The 23,672-nt window shown below is 53.6% G+C and carries 18 protein-coding genes and 1 pseudogene; 2 read left to right on the top strand and 17 right to left on the bottom strand.

Going from position 1 to position 23,672, the window contains the following annotated elements:
* Positions 1-6: 6 nt before the first annotated feature.
* The 6 genes from AB1500_07010 to AB1500_06985 form a co-directional block, all read right to left on the bottom strand.
* Positions 7-5,406, bottom strand: coding sequence for an Ig-like domain-containing protein (locus tag AB1500_07010; GenBank protein MEW6182912.1), 5,400 nt, complete (start codon positions 5,404-5,406; stop codon positions 7-9).
* Between the two features lie 139 nt (positions 5,407-5,545).
* Complete coding sequence (locus tag AB1500_07005) at positions 5,546-6,934, bottom strand: S-layer homology domain-containing protein (protein ID MEW6182911.1); 1,389 nt, start codon at positions 6,932-6,934, stop codon at positions 5,546-5,548.
* Positions 6,935-7,485: 551 nt separating this feature from the next.
* Positions 7,486-8,001 carry a hypothetical protein gene (locus tag AB1500_07000; protein MEW6182910.1) on the bottom strand — a complete coding sequence of 172 codons (516 nt, stop codon included), beginning with the start codon at positions 7,999-8,001 and terminating at the stop codon, positions 7,486-7,488.
* A gap of 396 nt (positions 8,002-8,397) precedes the next feature.
* Positions 8,398-9,984 (bottom strand): methyl-accepting chemotaxis protein, encoded by a 1,587-nt coding sequence (locus AB1500_06995; protein ID MEW6182909.1) that lies wholly within the window; start codon positions 9,982-9,984, stop codon positions 8,398-8,400.
* A 296-nt stretch (positions 9,985-10,280) separates the two neighbouring features.
* Positions 10,281-11,117, bottom strand: a complete 837-nt coding sequence (locus tag AB1500_06990) for an ATP-binding protein (GenBank protein MEW6182908.1) — start codon at positions 11,115-11,117, stop codon at positions 10,281-10,283.
* A gap of 41 nt (positions 11,118-11,158) precedes the next feature.
* Complete coding sequence (locus tag AB1500_06985; protein ID MEW6182907.1) at positions 11,159-11,923, bottom strand: LytTR family DNA-binding domain-containing protein; 765 nt, start codon at positions 11,921-11,923, stop codon at positions 11,159-11,161.
* A gap of 748 nt (positions 11,924-12,671) precedes the next feature.
* On the opposite strand from AB1500_06985, the gene AB1500_06980 reads away from it, so the two are divergent.
* Entirely contained in the window at positions 12,672-13,019 is a 348-nt protein-coding gene (locus AB1500_06980; protein ID MEW6182906.1) for a Spo0B domain-containing protein, read from the top strand.
* Between the two features lie 104 nt (positions 13,020-13,123).
* On the opposite strand, the gene AB1500_06975 is transcribed toward AB1500_06980, so the two are convergent.
* The 7 genes and pseudogenes from AB1500_06975 to AB1500_06945 all read right to left on the bottom strand — a co-directional run bounded on the left by AB1500_06975 (position 13,124) and on the right by AB1500_06945 (position 18,863).
* Positions 13,124-13,489 carry a response regulator gene (locus tag AB1500_06975; GenBank protein MEW6182905.1) on the bottom strand — a complete coding sequence of 122 codons (366 nt, stop codon included), beginning with the start codon at positions 13,487-13,489 and terminating at the stop codon, positions 13,124-13,126.
* Between the two features lie 38 nt (positions 13,490-13,527).
* On the bottom strand, positions 13,528-15,543 hold the full coding sequence (locus tag AB1500_06970) for an ATP-binding protein (GenBank protein ID MEW6182904.1): 2,016 nt from the start codon (positions 15,541-15,543) through the stop codon (positions 13,528-13,530).
* 13 nt (positions 15,544-15,556) lie between these two features.
* On the bottom strand, positions 15,557-15,967 hold the full coding sequence (locus AB1500_06965) for an ATPase domain-containing protein (protein ID MEW6182903.1): 411 nt from the start codon (positions 15,965-15,967) through the stop codon (positions 15,557-15,559).
* 5 nt (positions 15,968-15,972) lie between these two features.
* Positions 15,973-16,986: an ATPase domain-containing protein gene (locus AB1500_06960; protein ID MEW6182902.1), complete on the bottom strand. Its 1,014-nt coding sequence runs from the start codon at positions 16,984-16,986 to the stop codon at positions 15,973-15,975.
* Positions 16,983-17,300 (bottom strand): hypothetical protein, encoded by a 318-nt coding sequence (locus tag AB1500_06955; GenBank protein MEW6182901.1) that lies wholly within the window; start codon positions 17,298-17,300, stop codon positions 16,983-16,985. Before AB1500_06955 ends, AB1500_06960 begins: the two co-directional genes overlap by 4 nt.
* A gap of 424 nt (positions 17,301-17,724) precedes the next feature.
* A pseudogene (locus tag AB1500_06950) lies at positions 17,725-18,030 on the bottom strand (D-Ala-D-Ala carboxypeptidase family metallohydrolase).
* 479 nt (positions 18,031-18,509) lie between these two features.
* Positions 18,510-18,863, bottom strand: coding sequence for a hypothetical protein (locus tag AB1500_06945; GenBank protein ID MEW6182900.1), 354 nt, complete (start codon positions 18,861-18,863; stop codon positions 18,510-18,512).
* Positions 18,864-19,231: 368 nt separating this feature from the next.
* Between AB1500_06945 and AB1500_06940 the strand changes: the two genes are divergently transcribed.
* Positions 19,232-19,798, top strand: coding sequence for a UbiX family flavin prenyltransferase (locus AB1500_06940; protein ID MEW6182899.1), 567 nt, complete (start codon positions 19,232-19,234; stop codon positions 19,796-19,798).
* On the opposite strand, the gene AB1500_06935 is transcribed toward AB1500_06940, so the two are convergent.
* The 4 genes from AB1500_06935 to mgtE all read right to left on the bottom strand — a co-directional run bounded on the left by AB1500_06935 (position 19,795) and on the right by mgtE (position 23,625).
* Positions 19,795-20,271 (bottom strand): hypothetical protein, encoded by a 477-nt coding sequence (locus AB1500_06935; GenBank protein ID MEW6182898.1) that lies wholly within the window; start codon positions 20,269-20,271, stop codon positions 19,795-19,797. The two genes, AB1500_06940 and AB1500_06935, sit on opposite strands and share 4 nt — an antisense overlap.
* A 22-nt stretch (positions 20,272-20,293) precedes the next feature.
* On the bottom strand, positions 20,294-21,466 hold the full coding sequence (locus AB1500_06930; GenBank protein ID MEW6182897.1) for a 4Fe-4S binding protein: 1,173 nt from the start codon (positions 21,464-21,466) through the stop codon (positions 20,294-20,296).
* A complete protein-coding gene (locus tag AB1500_06925) occupies positions 21,463-22,098 on the bottom strand; it encodes a sulfite exporter TauE/SafE family protein (protein MEW6182896.1) in 636 nt (211 codons plus the stop codon). The genes AB1500_06930 and AB1500_06925 overlap by 4 nt, the downstream gene beginning before the upstream one ends.
* A gap of 168 nt (positions 22,099-22,266) precedes the next feature.
* Positions 22,267-23,625 (bottom strand): magnesium transporter, encoded by a 1,359-nt coding sequence (gene mgtE, locus AB1500_06920; GenBank protein MEW6182895.1) that lies wholly within the window; start codon positions 23,623-23,625, stop codon positions 22,267-22,269.
* Between the last annotated feature and the right edge of the window lie 47 nt (positions 23,626-23,672).

The raw sequence follows: 23,672 nt of genomic DNA, 5'->3' as shown, positions 1-23,672 counted from the left end.
CTCCCCCTACACCGTGACCGATGCGGTAAAGGTGACAACAATCTTATAGGAGTAGCCCCCCGATAGCGGCTGGTCCACCCAGCCCACCGTCTGTTTGAAGGTCACCGGGACGGACCCTCCCCCGGCGCCGTCGGCGATCTTACCGCCGCTGGGCAAAGTCACCTCGTAATCTCCCGCAATCTTCATCGCGTTCTGCAGTTTGCTGTCGGTGTCGTAGGAACCGTTCCAGGCGGTCATCCTCCCGTTGGTATTGACGGTGTCGCTGTCGGCCGCCGTGACCTCCCAGGGTGTGCCGGCAGGATCAACGGTAACGGAAAGGGTGCCGGACTCTGTCTCGGGCTGGCCGGCGGACGGGTCCAGACTCCAACCGCTGACGCCGTCCGGCGCGATGATGCTGATGGTGGTCGACCCGCTTATGGTGGTAAAACTGAAGGTGTAGTCGGCAGCAAGGGCGTTGTTTGTAAGGTCTTTCACCGAGCCCGCTGGAACGTAAACGGTATACGTAACGCTGTTGCTGAGGTCGCTGTCCGGGTCGATGGTCAACACCGCGCCGGCGATGCTCTTGGTAAACGCCACATCGACGCCCCCCTGGTCCTTCAGGTTGACAAGTCCGTAGTTGTCACCCGCCTGGATGTCCTCGTTGAAGGTGACGGTTATGGTCTTGTCTATCGCCACGCTGGTGGCGCCGTTTGCCGGGTCGGTGCTCTGCACCGTCGGCGCGCCGGCGTCCGCCTCGGTGGTGAAGCTGAAGGTGTAATCGTCGGCCAGTCCGTTGTTGTTTAGGTCTTTCACCGCGTTTTCCGGGACGTACACCGTGTAGCTGACGCTGTTGGCCAGGTTGCCGGTCGGGTCGATCGTCAGCACCGCGCCCGCGATACTCTTTGTAAAGGGAATGCTTGTGCCGTTCTGGTGCTTCACGTCTATCTGGGCGTAGTTGTCGCCGGCCTGAATGTCCGCGTCAAAGGTAACGGTAACGGTTTTTTCGACCACCACGTCAACGGTCCCGCCCGCCGGGTCGGTGCTGTCTACCGCCGGGCTGCTTCCCGGCGACCAACTAACGTACTTTAGGTCGGCGTTTGTTACCGTGTAGTAGCTTATATGCGCCACGTCGTTCGTGTCGAGGACCAGCGACGTGAACTGTCCGACCATCCCCGTGCAATCAACCGTGTATGTATGCCACCCGCTGCCGTCCTTAAAGGCGTATTTCAGGTCCCAGTTACCGCCGTCAAAATAACTGATGTGCGGGTAGTCCGACGCGTCGAGATCCAATGATGTATAAGATCCGACGCTCCCCGCGCTGTCGACGGTTTCCAAGTGCCAGCCGCCGGCGTCTTTATAGGCGTACTTGAGGTCGGCGCTGGAACCGTCGTAATGGCCGATGTGGGGGTAACCGGACGCGTTCAGCTTTATCGACGTGTACTGGCCGGGATAGGTAGCGCTGTTGTCCACGGTTTCGGCGTGCCAGCCGCCGGCGTCCTTGTACGTGTACCTCAGATCGTAGTTGGGTACGTTGTCGTAGTAGCTTATGTGCGGGTAGTTCGACGCATCAAGGGATATGGACGTAAACATTCCCACGCTGTTGGCGCCCTCCGCGGTCTCTACATGCCAGCCGCCGGCGTCCTTATACGCATACTTGAGATCATAGTTAGTAGCGTCGTAATAGCTAATATACGGGTAATTTGAATTATCAAGGGCGATCGACGTATACTGTCCCACGCTCCCCGCGCTGTCCACGGTTTCGGTGTGCCAGCCGCCGGCGTCCTTATAGGCGTACTTGAGGTCGTAGTTCGTGCCGTCGTAATAACTGATGTGCGGATAATTGGATGCGTCGAGAGCCAAAGAAGTATACGTACCCACGCTCCCAGCGCTGTCCAACGTCTCGGTGTGCCAGCCGCCGGCGTCCTTATAGGCATACTTAAGGTCGTAGTTCACGAAGCTGTCGTAGTAACTGATGTGCGGGTAGCCGGAACCGTCAAGTGCTATCGACGCATATTGCCCCACCGAGCCCGTGCCGTCAACGATCGTCATGTCACCGGTGCCGGTTCCGGTGGTGAAATTGAAGGTATAGTCGCTGTCCGTCCCGTTCCCCAGCAGGTCGTCGATCGAGTCCGCGGGAACATAGACCGTGTAGGTCACCGAATACTTAAGGTTGCTGGTAGGGTCGATGGACAACACCTGGCCGTTGATGCTCTTGCCAAAAGCCGTGTTATTGCCGTACTGGTCTTTCAGGTTGATGCTCGCATAGCTGCTTCCCGCCTGGACGTTTTCACCGAAGGTAACGGTAATGGTTTGGCCTGTCGGCACGCAACCCGTACCGTTACCGGGATTGGTGCTGCTCACCGTGGGCCCGTAAGTGTCCGCCTCCGTGGTGAAACTGAAGTTGTTGTCGGCGGCCAGGGCGCTGCCTACCATGTCTTCGACGCAGCCGGCCGGGACGTAGACCGTGTAGGTTACGCTGTAATCAAGGTTGCTGGTCGGGTCGATCGTAAGCGCCGCACCGTTGATGCTTTTGACAAAGGCCACGTCATTGCCGGATTCATCCTTCAGGTTGATGCTTGCGTAATTGTCCCCGGTCTGCACGTTTTCGCTGAAATTGACGGTAATTGTCTGACCGACGAGTACGCCGGTCGCGCCGGATGCCGGGCCCGTGCTGCTCACCGTCGGCGCACTGGTGTCGCCCGTCCAGATATACTTTAGGTCACCGTTGGTCGTGTCGTAATAGCTGATGTGCGCGTAATTGGATGAGTCGATGTCTATCGACGTATATTGCCCTACGGTGCCGTTACTGTCCAGGGTTTGAAGATGCCACCCGGAGCCGTCCTTATAAGCGTATTTCAAATCGAGTGGGCTGCCGTCATAATAGCTGATATGCGGGTAACCGGAAGTATCGAGGGCCAATGATGTATACGATCCCACGCTGCCCGTGCTGTCAACGGTCTCTGTATGCCAGCCGCCGGCGTCCTTATAGGCGTACATCAGATCGTCGTTGGAATCGTCATAGTAGCTGATGCACGGATAACCGGAACCATTAAGCGCTATGGAGGTATAAGAACCCACCATGTAGGTCGCGCCGTCCACGGTCTCGGTATGCCACCCGCCGGCGTCCTTGTAAGCCAGCTTCAGGTCATAGTTGGTGTAATCGTAGTAGCTTATATAAGGGTAATTCAAAACACTAAGCGCGATGGAGGTATATGTACCTGTACTCCCTGCACCATCCACCGTTTCGGCATGCCAGCCGCCGGCGTCTTTGTAAGCGTACTTGAGGTCGTAGTTGAAAATCCAGTCATGATAGCTGATATGCGGGTAGCCGGAACCGTCAAGAGCAATAGAAGAGTATTGCCCCACACTGCCGCCACTATCGGCGGTTTCCGTGTGCCAGCCGGCGGCGTCTTTGTAAGCGTACTTCAGGTCATAGTTCGTATTGTCGGAATAACTGATCCTGGGGTAACCGGAAGCGTCAATGGCAAGTGAGGTATGCAAACCCACAGTGCCTGTACTATCTATAGTCTCGGTGTGCCAGCCGCTGCCGTCCTTGTAAGCGTACTTCAGGTCGGCGTTGGTGACGTCGTAGTAACTGATACGAGGATTGTTTGACCCGTCCACCTTGATGGATGTGTACTGCCCGACGTTGCCCGTGCTGTCCACCGTCGCGGTGGAACCCGTATTCTCGGTGGTAAAGCTAAAGCTGTATTCGCTTGTAGTCGCGTTGTTGAGTAAGTCTTTGATGGCACCCGCGGGAATCGATGCGGTGTAGGTTAAATTGCTGTTGAGGTCGCCGGTCGGATCGATGGTCAACACCGCGTCGGCGATGCTCTTGGTGAAAGCGGCATTATTGTTGTTATTATCCTTCAATGTGATTTGAGCGTAATTGTCGCCCGCCTGGATGTTTTCACTGAATGTGACCGTGATCGTTTTGCCCACGACCACGCCGGCAGCGCCGTTGGCCGGGTCCGTACTCTGCACCGCCGGCGGCGTTGTGTCGGCTTCGGTCGTAAAACTGAACGTGCAGTCGGCCGCCAGGCCGTTGTCCCCCATGTCCTTTATTGAATTCGCGGGCACATACACGGTATAACTCACGCTATAACTCAAATTGCTCGTCGGGTCGATGGTGAGGACATCGCCGGCGATGCTCTTGGCAAACGCCACATCCGCACCGGTCTGGTCCTTTATGTTTACGCTCGCGTAAGCCGAGCCGGCCTGGATATTCTCAGAGAAGGTTACGGTAATTGTTTTCCCGACGATCACATCGGTAGCGCTATCAACCGGGTCGGTGCTCTGTACCGTAGGCGCGACGGTATCGGGGTCCCACCAGGCGTACTTCAGGTCGCCGTTGGTACCGTCGTAGTAGCTTATCCGGGGGATATCGGACACCAGCGCTATCGCGGTGTACGCCCCGACGTCCCCTGTGCCGTCCACGGTACTGATGTGCCAGCCCGAGCCGTCCTTATAAGCGTAACCGAGGTCAAAGTTTACGTAGTCATAGTAACTGATATGCGGATAACCCGACGAATCAAGCGCAATCGAGGTATACCATGCATCGTTGCCGGCCACGGTCACGTCTTCGATATGCCAGCCCGAACCGTCCTTGTAGGCGTATTTCAATTTGGCGTTGGTGATGTCGCGATAGCTGATGTGCGGGTAGTTCGAGCCGTCCAGGACGATAGCGGTGTGGCCCCCGGTGTTGCCCGCGGTATCCACGCTCTCGATGTGCCAACCGCCGGCGTCTTTATAGGCGTACCTCAGATCACTGGTCCCGGAATATTTGTAGCTGATGTGCGGGTAGCCTGACGAGTCGAGCGCCAGGGAAGTCCATGTCCCCGCACCGGTGTCCGCCGTCTCTATGTGCCAGCCGCCGGCATCCTTATAAGCGTACTTCAGGTAGATGTTGGTAGCGTCGTAATAACTGACGTGTGGGTAATTCGACGCATCCACTTTTGTGGAGGTGTACTTGCCCACGTCGCCCGTCGAATCCGGTCCCTCGTTGTTCCAGCCCGAAACGTTCTGGTAGGTATATTTCAGGTTGTTGCCGCTCGCGCCGTAGTGGCTTATGTATGGGTAATCGGACCCATCCAGGTCTATCGACGTCCATTGTCCGATATCGTTTGCGGCCGATGCCTGCGCGAACTCGGTGTGCCAGCCGCTGCTGTCCTGGTAGGCGTGCTTCAGGTCGGTGTTGGTGCCGTCGTAATAGCTGATGTGCGCGTACGCGGACGAATCTACGGCTATGCCCGTGTATTCTCCGACAACCCCGCCGCTGTCCACCGTCTCGGTCCTCCAGCCCGCGGCCAGGGCGGCGGTGCCGGTGCAGATAAAGCAGCAAGCAACCATTACGGCTGTCATCAGACTTTGCCGCAATAACAAATAGCGGTTTCTATGCTTCGGTTTTTGCCGCATCAAGAGTACCATGGGTAATTTCTCCGTCCTTTTCCTCGCAGAGCGATTCGCCTTCGGACCGTCGCCGCTTCGCTCGTAATAAAGCTCCGCAACGCCGCCTGTCACGACCTTCAGTCTTTGCCTACGTTTTAAGCTATAGGTTCCCCCTCACTCATCCGGACAGTCTTCCAAGGCTGACCAGCATCCGCTTCAGCATTACAACCGCTTCCGCCCTGGTAGCGTTTTTAGACGGCGCAAACCGCTTGCCTTCCTGACCCTTTATGAGGCCTTCCCTGACGGCGATAGCTGCCGAATCCCGCGCCCACTGTTTTATTTTCCACTTATCTACGAACTGCGACAGAACCTTATGGTCCGCCGGGGCCACTGTCTTTCCACCTTTATTAAGGCCCCTCACCACCATCGCCGCAAGTTCCTCCCTCGTTATGTTCGCATCGGGCTTAAAGGTCCCGTCTCCGTAACCGAAGGCAAGTCCGTTGGCGTAGGCCGTCTCCACCGCCCCATAGTACCAGGCGTCCGAGGGTACATCCTCGAAATAGCCCTCAGAAGGCCGGGTTTCTTGGATGTTTAAACTACGGATAAGAAAACCGGCGAACTGCGCCCGTGTTACCGCACCCGAGGGGTTGAACCTTTTATCCCCCATGCCCCTGACGATGCCCAGTCGCGCCATTGTTTTAATATCATTCTCAGCCCAGTGCCCGGCGATATCTGTGAAGTCTTCCTCCGGGTTCACGGTGAATTTGGTCTCGGCCTCGTCCAGCACGGCGCCGTCCTCAGCCATTATCTTGGCATGTATCGTGTATTCACCTGCAGTGAGAACGCTTACGGGCGTAACGGTCGATCTCAGCAGCCGGGACATGGTCGGAATCACGTTGGCAGCCGTAAGAGGGATGGATGCGCTGCCGATCGTCTGCCCGTCGGCGTTGCTTACCGTGACAAAGCCCTTAATTTTGAAATGGTGGTTTCCGGTGTTTCTGAATGTTGTAGATATCTCTACCGGTTTTCCTACGGTTACGGGTCCGGCGCCGAGTCCGTTAATCTCACCGGTATGCGTCAGACTCGTTCCTTTAATGGTGAGCTTGACGGGGATGTCCACCCCGGATGCAACCTGCAGCGTACCCCCGCCCGAGGGAACGGTGCAGACCCGGATAGCGGCGTACCTGCCCCCCGCGCCCACGCTCTCCGGAATGTTAATAAAGGCGTTGAACTGAACGCTTTGGTCCGGTCCGACGTGAAACCGGCTTTGGTCCAGACTGATGAAGCCGCATGCCGAATAAGGGCTGGTGTCTTCAGCCGGCGACAGGACCTTCACGACCCCGTCGGACTGCTGGCCGAGGCCCCCCAGTATCACCTGGACATCGGTGGCGGCGTCGTCGGGTCCCAGGCTTACCTGCATTACATGTTTATATGTTCCGGGAGAAGCCTCCATGTCCACCATGGCGCCGCCGACGCTGAAGGCCGCGCCGGCCCGTTCAACCCCAAAGACGGCGACAATTAACATAAACGTCAAAACAGCGACAATCCCTGATAACGTCTTTCTCAACTTTTTACCCCCTTGCCAAAGCCCGATAATGGTAGAATAATTGCGTCTGACATGCAGAACCCGCCCGTAAAAAGCAAAAGACAACCCTGCCGGCATTCGGCTCGAATCCGGAAGTTGTCGCACATGGACTTGTCTTATAACCAGGCGGCTGTCCGTTCACGGCATTCCCCTCCGCGACAATCAAATGGTTTAAAGCGGGAGAGGCCATAAGTTAATGAACGAAACCGAACCCACCGTCCGGGCGCTTCCTCGGAATTGTAAACACCTCCCCTGCCACACGACCTCCCTTTTTATCTTCTAAGTTCCGCCTGTCTTTATCTGTACCGGCTTAATCGAAACAACCCTCACATCACTTAGACACCTGCTTCGCGTGAATGTTCCTGAGTACGGCAGGGGTTCCCATGTTGCCGGGGCGCTCAACGTTTCCACCGCCGACGGAACCTTACAGGCCAATTGGAGGGTGCCGGTCAGCATTCTGCGCATCCCGGCACCGTTAAGTCTTCAAGCCCTCACGCCCGGTATCCTGAAGGGCGATAACCGCCCCCAAACCGTTAAGTGGTGTAACCGGTTGTAAAGAGCAGGGTGATGGCGTAACCGGCAGCCTGCTCATCGCTCCAGTACACGTACTGCCTCACGCTGAAATCAGTAACCTGGTACTGTCCCGTGGCGCCGTTTACCGCACCCGCATTCTCCAAGGTGATCGTACTGGCTGCGACTTCGGGCAGGGCGGTGTAAGCGGCCACGTCCCCGCCTTTTACGTTAAGCGGGTCAGTCAGAATATTTGCCCCTGACGCCATTTTCCCGATGTCGGCAACCTGATTGTTGTCACACACCGTGAGAGACACCGTCTTGCTCGAGTTGTTGGCGTAAACGGTAAGCGTCTGGTCGGCGCTCGTGTTGTTCGCTGCTACCGTCAGGGCGCCCAGAGCGATCGTTGCCGGCGTGCTGATGGAAATCGTTTCTGCGATGTCTCCCGTAACATTGGTTGTATCCGTAGCCGCAAGGGCTGTTGCCGGTATACCTAAGACAAGGAGCAGGACGCTGAATATGGCAATTACTTTCTTCATTAAGAACGCCTCCTTTCGTTATTTTTCGACATTATTATACCAGCCGCGTTCACCCCACACATGGGACTATGGTCTCATTTCTTCCAGGACTACAGCCTTGTTTTTTAATAATTGTGTAAAAGGAGGGTACAAGCCTAATTCCGCCGGTACATAGTCCTTTATAAATATTCGGATAATTGACGTGACGTCTTTAAAGGTAATTTCTACCGGAACACAAATCCCGCAGCAGAACTGAATCAAATATGGAAAGGCGATGCTGTTCTCTGAGGTAAGACCTGTAATCAGGGTGAGGTAAAGCGGAAAGCAGAACAACAATAGGTTCCCGCCCATAAGAGTAGAACGGGAAAGGGGTCTTATTATGAGCCTGTGGTCCTATTTATTTATAGAAACAAGTGTCTAAAGCTTCAACGCAGCCAGCGCCTCTTGCAGTTCGACGACCAGGTCGTCCAGCATGCTGCAGGCCTTTGCGACCCCTTCCACCAGCGCCGTCTGCGCCTTCGAAGCGGATGTTACACCTTCAAGCGCGGCGCTGAAGTCACGGCTGGATTCCGCTGTCTCCTTTATTTGCGCGGTGACCTCCCGCACTTCCTTCACGAGCCCGCTTAAGGCCTCCGTCGCTTTCCTTGTAGCGCTGCGCCCTTCGCCCACCAGGCGGCAGTCCTCGTCAACCGAGGAAATAACCTCGCGCGTATGTTCCTGTACCGCCGTGATCAGGCCTGCGACATCAAGGGTGGTGCGGGCGGCTTCCTGCGCGCGCGTCCGGATTTCATGCGCCATATCCACGAAGACTCCTTGCGTCTGACCGCTGTTTCCTTCCACCGTGAGTTCGTCTGTCGCCTTCCGGGCCAGGAGGTCAGCCTGATCGGCAAACTGCGAGATGAACTCGATAATCTGCTTTACATCCGTCAGCGCCGCGCTGAGGTCCCGAACCCCCTTGCTGGCCCTGGCGGCGATTCGGACCGTCGATTCCATCTGGTTTAAAACGCGGGTCGCCGTTTCCTGGATGTATTCGGACTGTTCCGTGGTGCGCTCTGAAACCCCGGACAGTTTCTGCGCTCGGCTGCATACATCCTCTATAGCGGAAAGAGCCCGGTTGAGAACGGCTGTGGTGTGGCTGGACGCTGCCGCTGCTTCCTGAGCCTTTTCCCGCAAATCGGCGGCAAAATTGCCCATCTCTTCCGTTGTGGCTTGAAGCCTTCCGGTGAGACGCCGCAGGTTCATCAGCATAACCCCGAATGATCGAGCTAAACGCCCTATCTCGTCCCTGGAAGCGACCTCAAGTTCCTGCGGCGTCAGGTCGCCCGCCGCAATACGCTTCACCTGCTCTTCAATGCGCCGGACAGGGTCGGCGATCATCCTCGAAATATAAAGAGCCGCAGCGATTCCGAGGAGAAGACAAAAGAGCCCGAGCACGGTGGCGACGGTGGTAATTCTGTTCACCAGCCTGGCGTTGTTCTTCGCCTTCTCGTCCATTAATTGCTGCTGGTAGTCGATGAACGCCTGCCCCTGGGCGATTACGCCGCGAACCGTACCCCGCTGGGCCGTCGTAAGACGAACCACCTCGGTCAGCTTTTCCTGGTCCGTAAGGTCCCGACGCTCGCGCACCGCAACGATGCTCTGCGCGTATACCTCGGTGAAACCGTCTACCGTTTGTTTTAAATTCTTAAAAAGCGCTTTTTCATCGCTTGTTCGCAGATCCTTCTCGAGTTCTTCAAGCCGCCGGTCCACCTGGTCTGCCTGCCGCCGGAATTCGGTTTGATACTCCCGACTGCCGGTCAGGAGGTATGTTCGCAGCATCAAAGCCTCATATTCAACCGCCAGTAAAAGATTCTTTGTTTTGCTTACCGTACCGGCCCGGTGAACAATAAGGTCGTCATAGGAACGTTGCATCCGGTGCATGCTTGACAGCGCCATGAAACCCAGAACCACAAATATCAAAAACACGCTGAGATAACCGGCTAGGATTTTATGCCTGATGCTCATGCGCTATTTTCCTCCTAAAACAAAAACATACAGTAATTACTCCAGCGGTTTAACGGCAGGAGCATCTATGAAGACGACGGCTGGAAAGCCAATCGGCAGCGATTCGTCGTCTATGCCGCAGCCTTTCTCCAACCGCATTATACTGCGTAGAAGCGTAAAGCATCAACGGGGAAAATAATAAACTTCCTTGTGGAACGGATTTGGTTTTTCAACCCGGTAAGGTTATATAATACATGCCGCGGTTATTCTTGGTTTCCTCTCACATCTCACCTCTCACATCTCACCCGACCTCTAAACTACGCCGGCAGGGTCACTGTAAAACACGTCCCCTTTGCTTCGTCCGAAATAACATCGACTTTGCCGAGCAGTTCTTCTGTAAGGGTCTTTACTATATGCAGTCCGAGGCCGCTGTGGCCTTCTCCCTTTGTGGTGTGACCGGGGTTGAAAATAAGGTTTGCGGCGTCCGCACTTATCGCCGGGCCCTGGTTGCTGATCATAATCTGCAGCAGGGGTCCTTCCCGGTAGAGCCTCACATCAACCCTTCTGTTCGCCTGTAAACCGGAAACCGCATCAAATGCGTTGTCGATAAGGTTGCCGATGATTCGCGCTACCGCAAGAGCCCTTATCCCTAAATGATCAAGCGAGGTTGAAACATCGATCTCAAGCTTGATGCGCCTGATATCGGCCTCGGTCGCTTTTGCTTTTAAAAGGGCGCCGATTATCGGATTGTCCACCTTCAACACGCTGTTAAGCACGGAGATGTTCCCCGACATTTCTGCGAGGTAATCGGACAGGTCCTGAACTCTGTTTTCCCTGCAGAGGGATGAAATCCTCTCTATGTGCCGTGTAAACTCCCGGTTCTGAGCATACGTCGATTGGGCCAGGCTGGTGAAGCTCTCGGCCATAGCGGCTCTGGTGGATAGTAGAGCATCTTTTTCATAAAGGTTAACCATTCTCTTGGCGATGTATAAACCGAGCAGTATGCTTGCCGCGAAGGCAACCGGGACAACCAGCCGGCCTGGGGAGAAAACGACTTTTCCCTGGAAATGCACGTAATAAGCCACAAACAGCAGCACCAACTGGGAAAAAGCCACAATAAAGACCGCATTCCGGCCTGATATTCGCCAATACATAACTGCCACCTGACCCCTTCACGAATTCGTGACGGCACCTGTTACGCGTTCTTTTCGTTCTTGACTAACCGGCAGAAATCCTCAAACCGGTCACGGCGCATCGTGACCTTATAAGGATAACCGCGGAATGAGATCTCGTATGCCCGGTCCGCGTAAGGAATAACCCTCTCCACCCGGTTGATGTTAATGATAAAACTTTTATGGCAGCGGAAGAACCTTGCATCAAGCTGTCGTTCTATAGAAGAAAGCCTGTCCACAGTATCGTACCGGCTGCCGTCCGTGTGGATGATGCACCTTTTCCCCATTTTTTCAATGAAAAATATATCATCCGTTTTTACCACGGTTGCGCCATGACCGCACTTCAGCACAAGTCTTTTTGTATTGTCCGGACCGTTCAACGTGAAATCTGCAGCGGCGACTATAGATCGCAACTCAACGAATCGTCTCGCTTTTGCCAGTGCCCGCCCGACTCGGTCCCGGTTCAGCGGCTTCACCACGTAATCCACGGCATCAAGGTCAAACGCCTCGGCGGCATAGTGAGCGTGAGCGCTTATGAAAACAGCAAAAACATCCGGGTGTTCTTTTTGAAGACGAAAGACCGCACTCAACCCGTCAAGATCAGGCATTTGAACGTCTACAAAAATCACTTCCGGGGCTGTATCTTCCACCAGCTTGAGCAAACCCCTGCCGCTGTCGGCCATACCGACAACCGTTACCCTCTCAAAGGTCTCCAGCATGGTCTTTAAAAGACTGCGGGTCGGTTCATCATCATCCGCGACCACAACCTTAAAAGCTCTGTCGGACATAATGACCTCCTTGGAAAACATAAACACTGTTGTATAAAATAATACACCAAAGTACAATGAACTTAAATAGAGCTTTTAAATCTCGCTCTAGTATTTTCCCAGTACTTTAATATTAAAAAGAAAAATTAATCATTCAGATTTTTTAGGTAAGATACTTTTTTATTCTGAATATACATCATACTTGGGATATTAAGGAAGGACATTAAAGAGGTTGGGTGATTTTCATGATAGGTAAAGGAATCATATGGTGAACACGCCTTCAATGCTTGATTTTGGATTAATTTTTTATACATCAGTTCTGAGTCCTCTGGTGTGTTTACCCTTTGCCCTTGTTCTCACCAGGCATAACGTGTATGAAAGCAGATATAGATATTGGCTTTTGCCGTAATCTCCGGAGTTTGCGGTACCGTTGCTTTCTACAGTCCTCAATCATTACGAGTTGCTATAGCGATTATGCTTGATATCTTAATGATTAAGTTTTTATTTCGCCTTCCTAAAGTCTTCCTGGTCGTTTTCCTATTTGAATTTATTACTATGATAACCCAGGTAGGAGGTTCCTTTGCCTGGCACTATGTCCTCGGCGTTTCTACCGCTGACTACCTCGCTTCACCCATTAAAAGAATTCTTTTCCCTCCTTCAATAGATATTCCTACCGCGATTCTTGCCTATATCAGCTACCGGAGAAAATGGCGGATTTTTATGGATACAAGCAAATTTAGGGTTCCGTGTAAAAACCGTATTGCCTCTGGTGATCCAAGTAATTCTCTTAGGCGCCGTTATTAATGAATTTTTTTTCAGCTCAAGTTTTGACGAAGCCAACCGAGCGACCGAAACCGTCACCTTTATCGTGTTGATAGCGGCATTGCTGTTCCCGCCGTTTATCATCTGGCGGATTCTTCAGTTGTCCGAACGAGAAGCGGCGGTAATCGCCCAGGAGGCGCCCGCCGCGGAAATGCGGAAACAAATTGACACAGTAAGGAAACAACGCCATGATTTTATCAACCATATTCAGATCATGCAGGCTCTTTTGGCCGAAAACCGCTTGACGGAACTGTCGCCTCTTGTCGATGCCATAGACAAAGAAGCAAGCCGGTGAAGACCGAACACAGCTCGTATCCCGACAACCGTGCCCGTGCGTTTATGCACTTCATCTCCGGCCATAGGGCCTGTAACCTCTTGGTAACATACCCCCTGAAGGGGTTAAGCTGTTTCGTCAAGAACGTTTCGGACAATTCTCAGCAAACCCTGAATATCGAAGGGTTTCTCTATAATACTGATCACTGGTAAATCATCTTCAACCTTATCCTTGATGACGTCTCCATAACCGGTCATAAAAATGACCTTGGTGCCGCCGTTGGTGGTCCGCCTAGCCACATCGAGGCCGTTCATTGACCCCAACCGTACGTCGACGATGGCGAGCCGCGGCTTGTGTTCCTGAATAAGACGAATTCCCTCGGGACCGGAGGCAGCAACACGATGACTGATCTCACCGAAAGAAAGCATTTCCTCCAATAACCAGCGTACGCTTTTATCATCATCAACAACAACCACGTCAACCTTGCTCATTTGAATCTCCATCTCCCTCCGTAAAAAATGCGTGGATTTTAGTGTTTGTAATCATCTCCTATTAATTCCGTGCAGGTCGGAAGCATCACCTGTATGGTCGTTCCCTTTCCCGGAACGCTTTTCAGGTTCATTTCCCCTCCCATATCCTTGATGAGAGCTGAGGATATCGACAACCCCAATCCGGTGCCCCCGAGCTTGGTGGTATAAAAAGGCCGGAAGATCATCGGCAGGTTTTCCCTGGGAATTCCCGGACCGTTATCCTCAAACTGTACCCCCGCACGGTTGTCATTGCGCAGCCACGAGATTTTAAGCAGGCCGCCTTCCGGCATGGCTTCAATCGCGTTCTTCGCAATATTAATAAATACCTGTTTGAGATTATTCTCATCGCCCCTCACTATAGGAAACACCTCCGGAGCCTCACTAAAGATTAACGCAACCTCATACTGCAGAGCCTCGCTGCGTATGAGGAACTCCAGGTCGTTCACCAGGGCGACCAGGTTTATCGGCTGGATGTCCACTTTTCCCCCGGGCTTGGCGAAACGCAGGAAGTCCGTGAGCACTTTGCTCATCCGGTCCAACTCGCCGCGCAGTTTCCTTAGTACCTCCTGCTGCTTGGCCGGGTCGGATATCATCTCGCAAAGCTGTATGGCGCCCGCCGCCGCCGCTAGGGGATTGCGGATTTCGTGGGCCAGGCCCGCGGCTACCTCCCCTGCAGTGATAAGACGCTCGCAGTCCTCCATCCTTCGCCGCAGGGTTACCGCCTCGGTTACATCCTCAAAAATCAGAATTGCGCCGGTGATAGCGCCGTTATCGTCCAAAAGAGGGGTGACATCCCATTTCAAATGAAGCATGCCCTTCCCGTTCCTGAAATCACCCTTTTTCTGAAGAAAGGCGTCGCCGGTGGATACCGCTTTTCTTATGGCGGTTTCCATCCCCCGGTTCAGCCCCAGCCCGAATATCGAACAGCCGAAATCAAGGCTTATCCCCAAAACCGTCAGGGTATCCGAAGCAGCGCGGTTGAACATGATTACTTCACCTTCGGAGTTTATCAAAACTATTCCGTGACGCACCGAGTTTATAACCGTTCCCATCTGCTGCCGGATAATGGCGTAAAGCACGGCCACCTCGACGGCGATGGTAACCTGTCTGGCCAAAGCCTCAATAACCATACGCACGTACTTATTCCCGGAATTAATAACCCCCAGAAAAATTGTGGAACCCTTGTTTCGCATGAATTCCGCTTCAATCCTGAATCTTGAATCAATATTCCTCCCCCCGCTGAGCCACCGGACGACTCCCGCCGATTCCCCGCTACGGCTAACGGTATCCGCCCATTCCTTTTTCAGCCCGTCCAAGAGTTCTTTGTGCAGTCCTTTGGATGCGGTGGTTATTTGACCGTTGCCGTAGTTGGTAAAAACACATGCTCCCTCGGCATCCAGCAGGATTACAAGCGAATTCACCGCCAGATCCTGAACGCGCTGCAGGTCAAACCTGTCCGGGGAAAAAAGGCTCACCATAAGCTTGTTAATCTCCTCTATCGCTGAAAGGAGTACCATTTGCTGTCCGAATTCCGTGGTTTCAATTGCAGAACGGCCTATCCGCTCGTATACCGCCTCTATACGTTTTGTTTTGTTCTTTAAGTCGTTCATTTTGACGGCTGAAATACGATCCCGGCGGCCGTTCTCAGTGAAAAGACCGTCCGAGTCCTGTGCATCAGGTGCAGACCGAAGATCTTGATATGATTCGTGGAAACCACCGTTGAGGAAAAGAAAGGAACCGTTGCCCAGAGGAATAAACGCGCTTGGGAGTTTCAACGGATCATGTATGAATATTTTCCCCTTTGACCCGTGTAAAAGCCGTGGCACATTCCGAAAAAATTCTTTGTAAACGGCGGCGAGCGCCGGATCATCCTCAAAGCCGGAAAACGGCGGCAACCGGTTATAGAGGGTTTCCAACTCCCCCTTCCGGCCGATCACCCCGATGGTCAATCCGGACGTCCACGCGATTGACTCTTGAAATTCACGCCACTTGGGCGATAGGATCCAATCGGTCATTGTCTAATTCCTGTTATTGAACGTCGGCGCTTGCGCAACCGGACGCATCGGAACCGTTGTTCCACCCCGGCCTGTCGAGTACCACCGGCCCTTTATCGCCGATTATCAATTCCTTCATACGATTGTCATGCCCGCTTCCGCGCATCTTCAGGACGTTAATGAACCGGTGAAGTTCAAATTCCTTTCTTATATACTGGATTAACAGGATGTTGTCCGCGATGTAGGAGATACCGTGATCCGATATCTTAGGCGTACCGAACAGATTACAACTTTCTTGCGTGAGCAAAAGCGAAATGCCCTGTGTCTTAAAAAAATCCGCCATGCCCCAGATAAAGTCCGTGTACTTTTGTTTGTCCGGCATCCCTGTTTCAAAAGCAGAGATGCTGTCGACGACTATCCGCTTCACGTTCCTTTCCCGCGCCATTTCCTTCAGGATACAAACGTGCTCGTCAACGTCCAATTCGATCGGGAAAAATGAAAGAAACGAATGAGATTCTGTTTTTCGAGAGAATCAAGCTCCCAGCCGAATGTGCGGGTGCACCATTTTAAGTTAAGCGGGTTCTCTTCAAAGCTTGCGATCATCCCTGATTCGTTTTCTCTTGCGCCCTGTATAAGCCAACTCAAACCCAGCAGCGTCTTCCCCGTACCTGTGCTCCCCGCGATAAGTGTCGTCGCACCGGCGGGAATACCGCCCCCCAGCATCCGGTCGAGGCCGGAAACCCCGGTGGCCTGACGATTGCCGAAAGCAAGATAACTCTGGTCGGCAACGACGGGGTTGAGCCGCGGATAGATTTTTACACCGTCTTTTGTTATTTTCAAAAGGTGTTCCCCGGACGCGTAGTCAGCCCCCCGCATCTTCAGCACCCTCAGGTAACGCTTCTGGTGTTTCTTTTCTTCCATCCCGTAAATAAAGAAGATACCGTCGGCGATAGCGGTCTCTGGACGTGAGGCAAGCTCATCTTCCGAGTACTCCCCGACAAAAAGAGCGGTGCACTCCCAGGCGGCAAGTCTTACCGTCAGGTCAGAAATGAATTCCCGGAACTCGAGGTTTGAACCGATAAGATCGACGATCGCCTTTATGCTGTCAACGGCGACGGCTATAGGCCGGTGTTCCCTCACCAGCCTTTCTATTTCCTCCAACCCCCGCCTTGCGCCATCCTGCCTTATAATACCGCCGATATCATGGTAAATAACGCGCTTCATAAACGCATCGGGATCGAAGAACGTTAACTCTTGCTGGTAGCGGATAACCTTTATCTGCGGCTCCGACAATGTGGAGATGTACAGGACCTTCGCCTCTTTAGCCAGGTTGTGCAGGATGTTTTGTGTCAAAATGGTCTTTCCCGTACCCGGCGCCCCGGCGATAAATACCGATGAGTATTCGGGGATTCCACTCGACAAAATCCTATCCAGGCCGTGTATCCCGGTTCTTAAACGCTTCATTGGATTCCCCTGCTTTTTATCGTGTCATCTATTTCGATGATTCTTTGAACGATATCCCTGCCGACAAGCCTGGTCAGAATTTCAACAAGCGACGCAATAAACTCCTCAAATACAGCTTTGGCGCGTCCGCGTTCAACCCCTTCGAATTGAAAGGTAATACCCTCCTTGTTGAATTGAATGGACTTGGCTTCGTCGTAATTCTGGCCTGTAATCCATACCGCCCTCTGGACCAAAACCATTACGGTATGAACCCCAATAAGGTTCACCATTTTACTCCAGATATTGTCCGCTAGGTCTTTATAATAGTCGACCATTTCTTTCACACCGGGCCTTTATCGAACTAAAAATAAACCATTCATTCCCGAAATTAGACAATTCAATTTTTACCCCTTCTTTTTTTTGAATACAAATTCCCGTATGAGCATGTGGTTTTTGACATTATCAGTCATCACATTCCAACCTCAAACCAGGTTTTTAAAACATTAATTCTCGACCATCCTTTAAGTATTGAACCGGTTGTTCCAAAGGTGTGCCGGGAAACGGCACCCGCCTTAGGATTATGGCTGACTAATCGCTATACTATAACAAAAACCGGGACTGGCTAGTCCCGGTAACGGTTGCACCGGACATGGGTCAGTATTTACCCGTGTTGCGACATTTGCCGAAAAATATTTTTTATGGCATATGTTTACAGACACCGGTTCTACAAGGTCCCTCATAAATATCTCTTGTCTTTAATCAGCCCTCCCACCTTGCCCGATAACCTCGCACATCAACGTGTACAAACCCCCGTTTCGGGTACGTGCCGATGCCGTCCGCACCGCAGTTTGCTGCAAGTTTTGCGAGCTGCGCCGGCGGTACCCCGTCGATGGAAACATCCGCCGCTGTGCCGTATAAATGCTGGCTGTCAGGTTGCCCCTCTACCGTCTTTTTCTGCTTCGCACATCGGTTCCATGAGTGAACGATTACCGGTTTATGTCCCGCCGCCGCCCGTATCTCTTCCAGGATCCTTACCAGGACATTAAACCGTATACCGACAGCCCGGCACTCAGTATTATCTTTACGCTTCGAAAAGCCATCACTTCCTTTAGGCTGATGAAGGTCTTCGCACCGAAGCTTAAAAGCTGCTCTAAGTGCTGGGTGGGGTCGGTTGAACGTTCAACGTTTATAAAAAACTGAAGTACAGCAAATAAGCGTCCTTTCGTAGGGCTCAGTTATAAGGTGCGTGTTACGCTACAAGGCACGATACGGCGTCTGGACCGGGTGAGCGAAGCCTCCCGCCGCTGGGCCAATATCCCATAAGGACGCATCAATACTATATATGACGCAACATCTGCCGGGGGGGTTCGCATTTTACTTGCATGAATGGAACCGTACCGTTTTAACGTCAGGAATGGGCGGAAGAACCTGCATTCGCCCTAAAAGCATTGTTGGAGATACAGCGTTGCGCGATTAACGGTCCCCGGAGGGAAAGTAAAAGGGGAAACAACGCAAGATGTTGAAGGGTGACATCGGAGAACGAGTTACCGTGAAAATTGGTCGAGCAAATCAGAGATGTCTTTTATCCGGTGTTTCTTCCATGCCGCAAGCCCCGTCCAAAGAACGGTCTGCGGCGAAACCTCGGTCAGGTCGCATAAATCCAGGGAAACGATCGTCCTGCCTTTCAGAAGGAACCAACTGTCATCCTGAACGGCCAGCGAGCCCATTCCCGGAGGCTGGTCCCGCATCACTGCCAGGACCACATCACCTAATTCCGGAAGTCTTGCCTTTATCGCCAAATCCCACCTGGGATAGACATGCTTATAAGGAGTAAAGTAACGCGGCGGCGCTATCGAAGTAGGCTCGAACTCCTGGTACTCGTCCAGGTACACCCTCAATTTGTCACACCAATGCATGATAGACCTTAACGTTCTCCTTCCATGGACTCAACCGCATCATTTTCCGGAAGCCTGCATTTTAATTCTATCAATTGACGGACGATATGCCAAGGACCCGCCAACCCCATACTTAAATCTAATGCGGCGTTTGAAAAAACTCAAAGGGCATTACAGTAAAAATCCTTGGAAATCGGCTCGGTTTTGGCTACAATCATTAGAGAAACCATTAAACGCAGCGAAGGGCGCCGGTCAGCAAACCACAGTTCGCCCGAAAAACTTGTTATTAGGTAACTGTTCAGCCATGCGCCGCTTATTACCGCGCCCACTCGGGATCTGAATGGTTACGTTGTGAGGACAGGAGGTCACCTTTGAGAGTCGTTGTCGGTATCACCGGCGCCTCGGGGGTTATCTATGGGATAACGCTCTTGAAGGCGCTGAACGATTGCCGGGTAGAAACCCGCCTTATTATCAGCCGCCAGGCCGAAGTCATAACCGCGTTGGAAACCTCGCACTCCCCGGCGGACATCCGCGCGCTCGCCACCCACACGTATACTGAAGACGAGTTCATCGCACCCGTGGCCAGCGGTTCTTTCCTGCACGACGGGATGGTCGTCGCGCCATGCAGCATGAAGACCCTCGCCGGTATCGCCGCCGGTTACGCCGAAAACCTCATCCAGCGCGCCGCGGATGTAACCGTGAAGGAAGGCCGCCGCCTCATTCTCCTGCCGCGGGAGTCGCCTTTGAGCGCCATTCACCTCGAAAATATGCTCAAGCTTGCGCGAATGGGCGTGGTAATCGCCCCGCCCGTGCCCGCTTTCTACCACCGGCCGGAAACCGTCAGCGACCTTGTCGACTTCACCGTGGGCCGCCTGCTTGATCTCTTGGGTTTGAAAAACCGGCCGACCTACCGTTGGGGTGAAACTAAAGAGCCTTAGCGCGCCTCACGCGGCCATTCCCGCCCCCTGAGCAGCACCCTGACCGCCAACGCGTCTTTGAGCCGGTAGCTTCCCTCCAGGGATATCACAGTAGGACCGCAGGGCATTAAAGTGGCGGCGCAGGTTCTGGTATTGATTTTAACGGAGAAATCCCTGAAGCCGTCACCGTCGTAATCGACATCTTCGCAGACATACTCGGGCAGCGCCTCCGGCGGCGACCAGTCCACCTGTACAAACCCCTGTTTTCTTTCTCCGAGCAAGCCGTCGAAAACCGGGCGGTGCAGCGTGGTACGGTACCTCCCATGCTCTATCGTCCTGATCACCTCGCCACCGGTAAACCAAGGCGAAACGGTGATTCCCGTAACGGATACCAGCCCGTGAGTCCAGGTATCCATTCCAATAAAGGTCGCCATTATCAGAGGAACGGCCAGGGTTGCCACGGCGTATCCCAAAACTTTTTTTAGACGGAGCATCTCCTCATCCTTCCCCTGTCAGCTAATGAATCATGCTTCCGGTTGAAATCAGCTTGATTATACGCGCCAGCGCGTCTGAAATCATTCCCCCACCGATAATCACGGCGAAAAGGAAGGCCGGGTAGAGGAACAGCATGCGCGCCTTCCCGCCGACGGCGACAGGCGTGCCCTTGATGTGGAAGGAAGCCGCCTGCTGGGGACAGTTATCCACGCATTGGCCGCATTTTGTACACGACAGGCACGTACGGCCGTTTCGGACGCTTTGTTCATCGAGGGAAAAAGTCGGGCAGGCGTTTATGCACCGTTTGCAGAGGTTGCACTTATCCCGGTCGATGCGGACGTCAAAGACGTTTATTTTGTTGGTCAGCGACTGAAAGGCCGCAAAAGGACAGAACAGACCGCACTGTATCCGGCGCCGGGTCAACGCCGGCAAAACGACAACCAGCCCGACGAACAAAGAAACGAAGATAACGGTCTGCACCATGACCTTGAAGGAGTTGATCTCCACAAACTCAGTGACCGCCTTAAAGGGACAGAGCCACTCGCAGTATGTGGGACTGAGGGTGAGGGCCGAGGTCAAGACCACCGCCAGTAATACCGCGTACGGCAAATAGGTCCATTTGCGGTCAATCCGCTTAATGACAGGCCTGCGGCACAAACGGGAAAACCCCTCGTCCATCCCGCCGAAGAAACAGACCCAGCTGCACCAGGCGCGGCCCAGCACAAGGGAAGCACCGGTCCATAAAACAATCATAGAGGCTATGGAGGCAAAACCTTCAAGCATAGAACCGGGGAAAATAATGGTTCGCGTCAACGCTGCGGGAATGATTATCATCGGGATAACCAGGTGGCAGAAAGGGGTTTCGCCGCTGTACATGTCCTCCGCGGTTAAGACCATGCTCCCCCTCACTTCGATCAAGTTCGAAACGAAAGAAATAACGAAACAAACCGCGATGATGATAAACAAAGACGAACGGTACTTATGGGTCTTACCGGTTCGCACCATTAAAAAGAACAACAGGTTGACGAAGATAAAGGTTACGGCCAGCGTCGTTCGGTGCAGGAGATCCCCGGGCGCCTGCCCGCCGGTCAGCATCATGGCCGTCAACAGCATCATGGGAAGGTTCAATAATATGTCTTTAAAAAGACCGGCCTTCCGGAGGAGCGGTTGAACCTCTGCCGGAGCATCACTCATCGACCACCGATCCCTCCTCCGATGATTACAATCCCCAGGTATAGATAGTATAGGGCTACGCATGCCGCCGACAGTCTGCCGACGGTGCGTATTGGCTTTAAGTTTGTTAAGGCGCCGAGGAACGCCGCCGGTAGTATAACAACCGAGGTTCCCAAAAAAAAGCTGAAAAAGAACATCAGACTTTTATAAAGGCTTCCCGCGCCCGCCGCCCCCGTAAACGCCAGTAAAAAAGGCGGGCAGAGGTTAAGCCCGGTTAGGAGTCCGAGAGCTGCCGGCAGCAGGTACTGCCGCCGGGACAACAGCGAAGGAGCAAGACGACCGGCGAGGCCTCCCGTGCAGGCCGACGGCGGGTTTGAAAAGCCGTAGACGAATAGCAGGGCAGCCAGTACCGTATACATCAGACCAAAAAGCAAGTCGCGTAAACCCGCCTCCCGAAGGATTGCCTGGTTTGTGGCCCAGGCGAGCACGCCGAAGAAAAGGTAACCGCAAAGCCTGCCCCCCAGGAACTGCCCCATTGCGACGATATTCCGCCGGACGTTTTTTCCTTCCCCGAGAAGGTAAGGGACCAATACCGGCGCACAGTAAGCAAGACAGGTTGTCCCGTTGGCCAGTCCCAGAAAAAACCCCTGCATGTTTTCATCCTTTATTGTATTTCTTGTTTATTGTCATTTATAGTAGTTACGTCGTTTTTCCGGCGCATTGCTCGAAGGACTCCGCTCGGCAACCCGGCATTTTATCTACATTATCACGAACAGGGTGATGCCGGACCCGCGTAACCCTTGAAAAACAATGTGAGAAGATCAGGTCACGAAGCGGTGCAGCGTGAAGGTGGCAAAACCCAAGTAGATCAACATGCTGCATACATCCATCAGCGTGGCGATGAAAGGTCCTGAAGCAAGGGCCGGGTCCACCCCCAGCCGGTTAATCACCAGCGGCACGAAACTCCCCACAACGGCCGCCGCCGTCATACTCAAAGCCAGAGACACCCCAACGATGAAACCGATGATAAGCTGTCCCTGCCACACGAAAGCAATTCCGGTAAGGACCAACCCCGAAACCAAAGCGATAATCACCGCGACCCTGATTTCCTGAAGTATCACCGACAGGACCTCCCGCGGGTGGACCTCCCCGGTGGCCAGACCGCGCACGATTACGGTCAGCGTCTGGGTCGCGAGGTTCCCCGGCCCGCCGGCCATCACCGTCATAAAAAAGGCCAGTGCCGTGGCTGTCTGCAGAGTAAAGGAGAAGTTCTCAATAACACGGCCGGCAAGGAGTTCGCCGAATAACAATACGATAAGCCAGGGGAGACGGCTCCAGGCCCTTTTCAGGATGGCAGTCTCAAAGTAACTCCCCTCGTATTCGACGTTCGCCAGCCTGAGGATGTCTTCCGTCGCTTCTTCCTCCACCACGTCGAGGACGTCGTCGAAGGTTATAATACCGAGTAATCCGCGCCGGTCGTCAACCACCGGAACCGCCAGGAAGTCATATTTCCCGACAATCCGCGCGACTTCTTCCTGGTCCGTCTGAACGCCAACACTGACAACCTCGGTGCGCATTACATCGGCCACCCGTGTGGCGGGCAAGGAAAGAATCAACTCGCGCAAAGAAACCACGCCTACCAGTTGGTTTCCCTTGTTGACCACGTAAACGTAATATATCGTTTCGGCGTCGGGAGCGGTAGCCCGAAGGCTTTCAAGCGCCTCGCGGGCGTTGATGTCGTCACGGACGGCTACATACTCGGTGGTCATGATGCCGCCGGCGGTCTCCGGGCCGTATTCAAGCAGCCCTTGGACTTCTTCGGCTTCCGTCGATCCCATCAGGGTCAAGAAACGCTCCTGCTCCTCGCGCGGCATACCCCCTAGCAGGTCAACCGCGTCATCGGGAGACATCTCCCGGAGGATACTCGCCACCCGCCATTCGCCCAGTCCCTCCAGCAGCGCCGCCACCTCGGAACGGTCAAGCTCGTAAAGTACAGCCGCCGCTTTGGCGGGCTCGCACATGCGGATGATTTTTATTTGGTGCGGCGTATTAAGTTCGGGAAGCGCCTCGGCAAGGTCCGCATAATGCACTTCACGCAAGAGTTTCCTTAACCCTTCGTTGGGTCCGGCAGCCAGGAAGTTTCGAATTTTAGCCAATACGTTTTTCGACTCAACGGTCATTTCTTTCGCCTCAAAAAAAAAGCCCTCGATTACTGCACTTGGAAGGC

Source organism: Bacillota bacterium, assembly GCA_040755295.1.
GTDB lineage: Bacteria > Bacillota > Desulfotomaculia > Desulfotomaculales > Ammonificaceae > SURF-55.
This window is presented reverse-complemented; position numbering and strand designations above follow the sequence as displayed.

What these genes read in the sequence shown, in the direction of transcription:
- AB1500_07010 (MEW6182912.1), bottom strand. Translation starts at nt 5,406, where the DNA reads ATGGTACTCTTGATGCGGCAAAAACCGAAGCATAGAAACCGCTATTTG.
- AB1500_06930 (MEW6182897.1), bottom strand. Translation starts at nt 21,466, where the DNA reads ATGAGTGATGCTCCGGCAGAGGTTCAACCGCTCCTCCGGAAGGCCGGT.
- AB1500_06985 (MEW6182907.1), bottom strand. Translation starts at nt 11,923, where the DNA reads ATGTCCGACAGAGCTTTTAAGGTTGTGGTCGCGGATGATGATGAACCG.
- AB1500_06990 (MEW6182908.1), bottom strand. Translation starts at nt 11,117, where the DNA reads ATGTATTGGCGAATATCAGGCCGGAATGCGGTCTTTATTGTGGCTTTT.
- AB1500_06960 (MEW6182902.1), bottom strand. Translation starts at nt 16,986, where the DNA reads ATGAAGCGTTTAAGAACCGGGATACACGGCCTGGATAGGATTTTGTCG.
- AB1500_06970 (MEW6182904.1), bottom strand. Translation starts at nt 15,543, where the DNA reads ATGACCGATTGGATCCTATCGCCCAAGTGGCGTGAATTTCAAGAGTCA.
- AB1500_07000 (MEW6182910.1), bottom strand. Translation starts at nt 8,001, where the DNA reads ATGAAGAAAGTAATTGCCATATTCAGCGTCCTGCTCCTTGTCTTAGGT.
- AB1500_06965 (MEW6182903.1), bottom strand. Translation starts at nt 15,967, where the DNA reads ATGGCGCGGGAAAGGAACGTGAAGCGGATAGTCGTCGACAGCATCTCT.
- AB1500_06925 (MEW6182896.1), bottom strand. Translation starts at nt 22,098, where the DNA reads ATGCAGGGGTTTTTTCTGGGACTGGCCAACGGGACAACCTGTCTTGCT.
- AB1500_06975 (MEW6182905.1), bottom strand. Translation starts at nt 13,489, where the DNA reads ATGAGCAAGGTTGACGTGGTTGTTGTTGATGATGATAAAAGCGTACGC.
- AB1500_06935 (MEW6182898.1), bottom strand. Translation starts at nt 20,271, where the DNA reads ATGCTCCGTCTAAAAAAAGTTTTGGGATACGCCGTGGCAACCCTGGCC.
- AB1500_06995 (MEW6182909.1), bottom strand. Translation starts at nt 9,984, where the DNA reads ATGAGCATCAGGCATAAAATCCTAGCCGGTTATCTCAGCGTGTTTTTG.
- mgtE (MEW6182895.1), bottom strand. Translation starts at nt 23,625, where the DNA reads ATGACCGTTGAGTCGAAAAACGTATTGGCTAAAATTCGAAACTTCCTG.
- AB1500_06955 (MEW6182901.1), bottom strand. Translation starts at nt 17,300, where the DNA reads ATGGTCGACTATTATAAAGACCTAGCGGACAATATCTGGAGTAAAATG.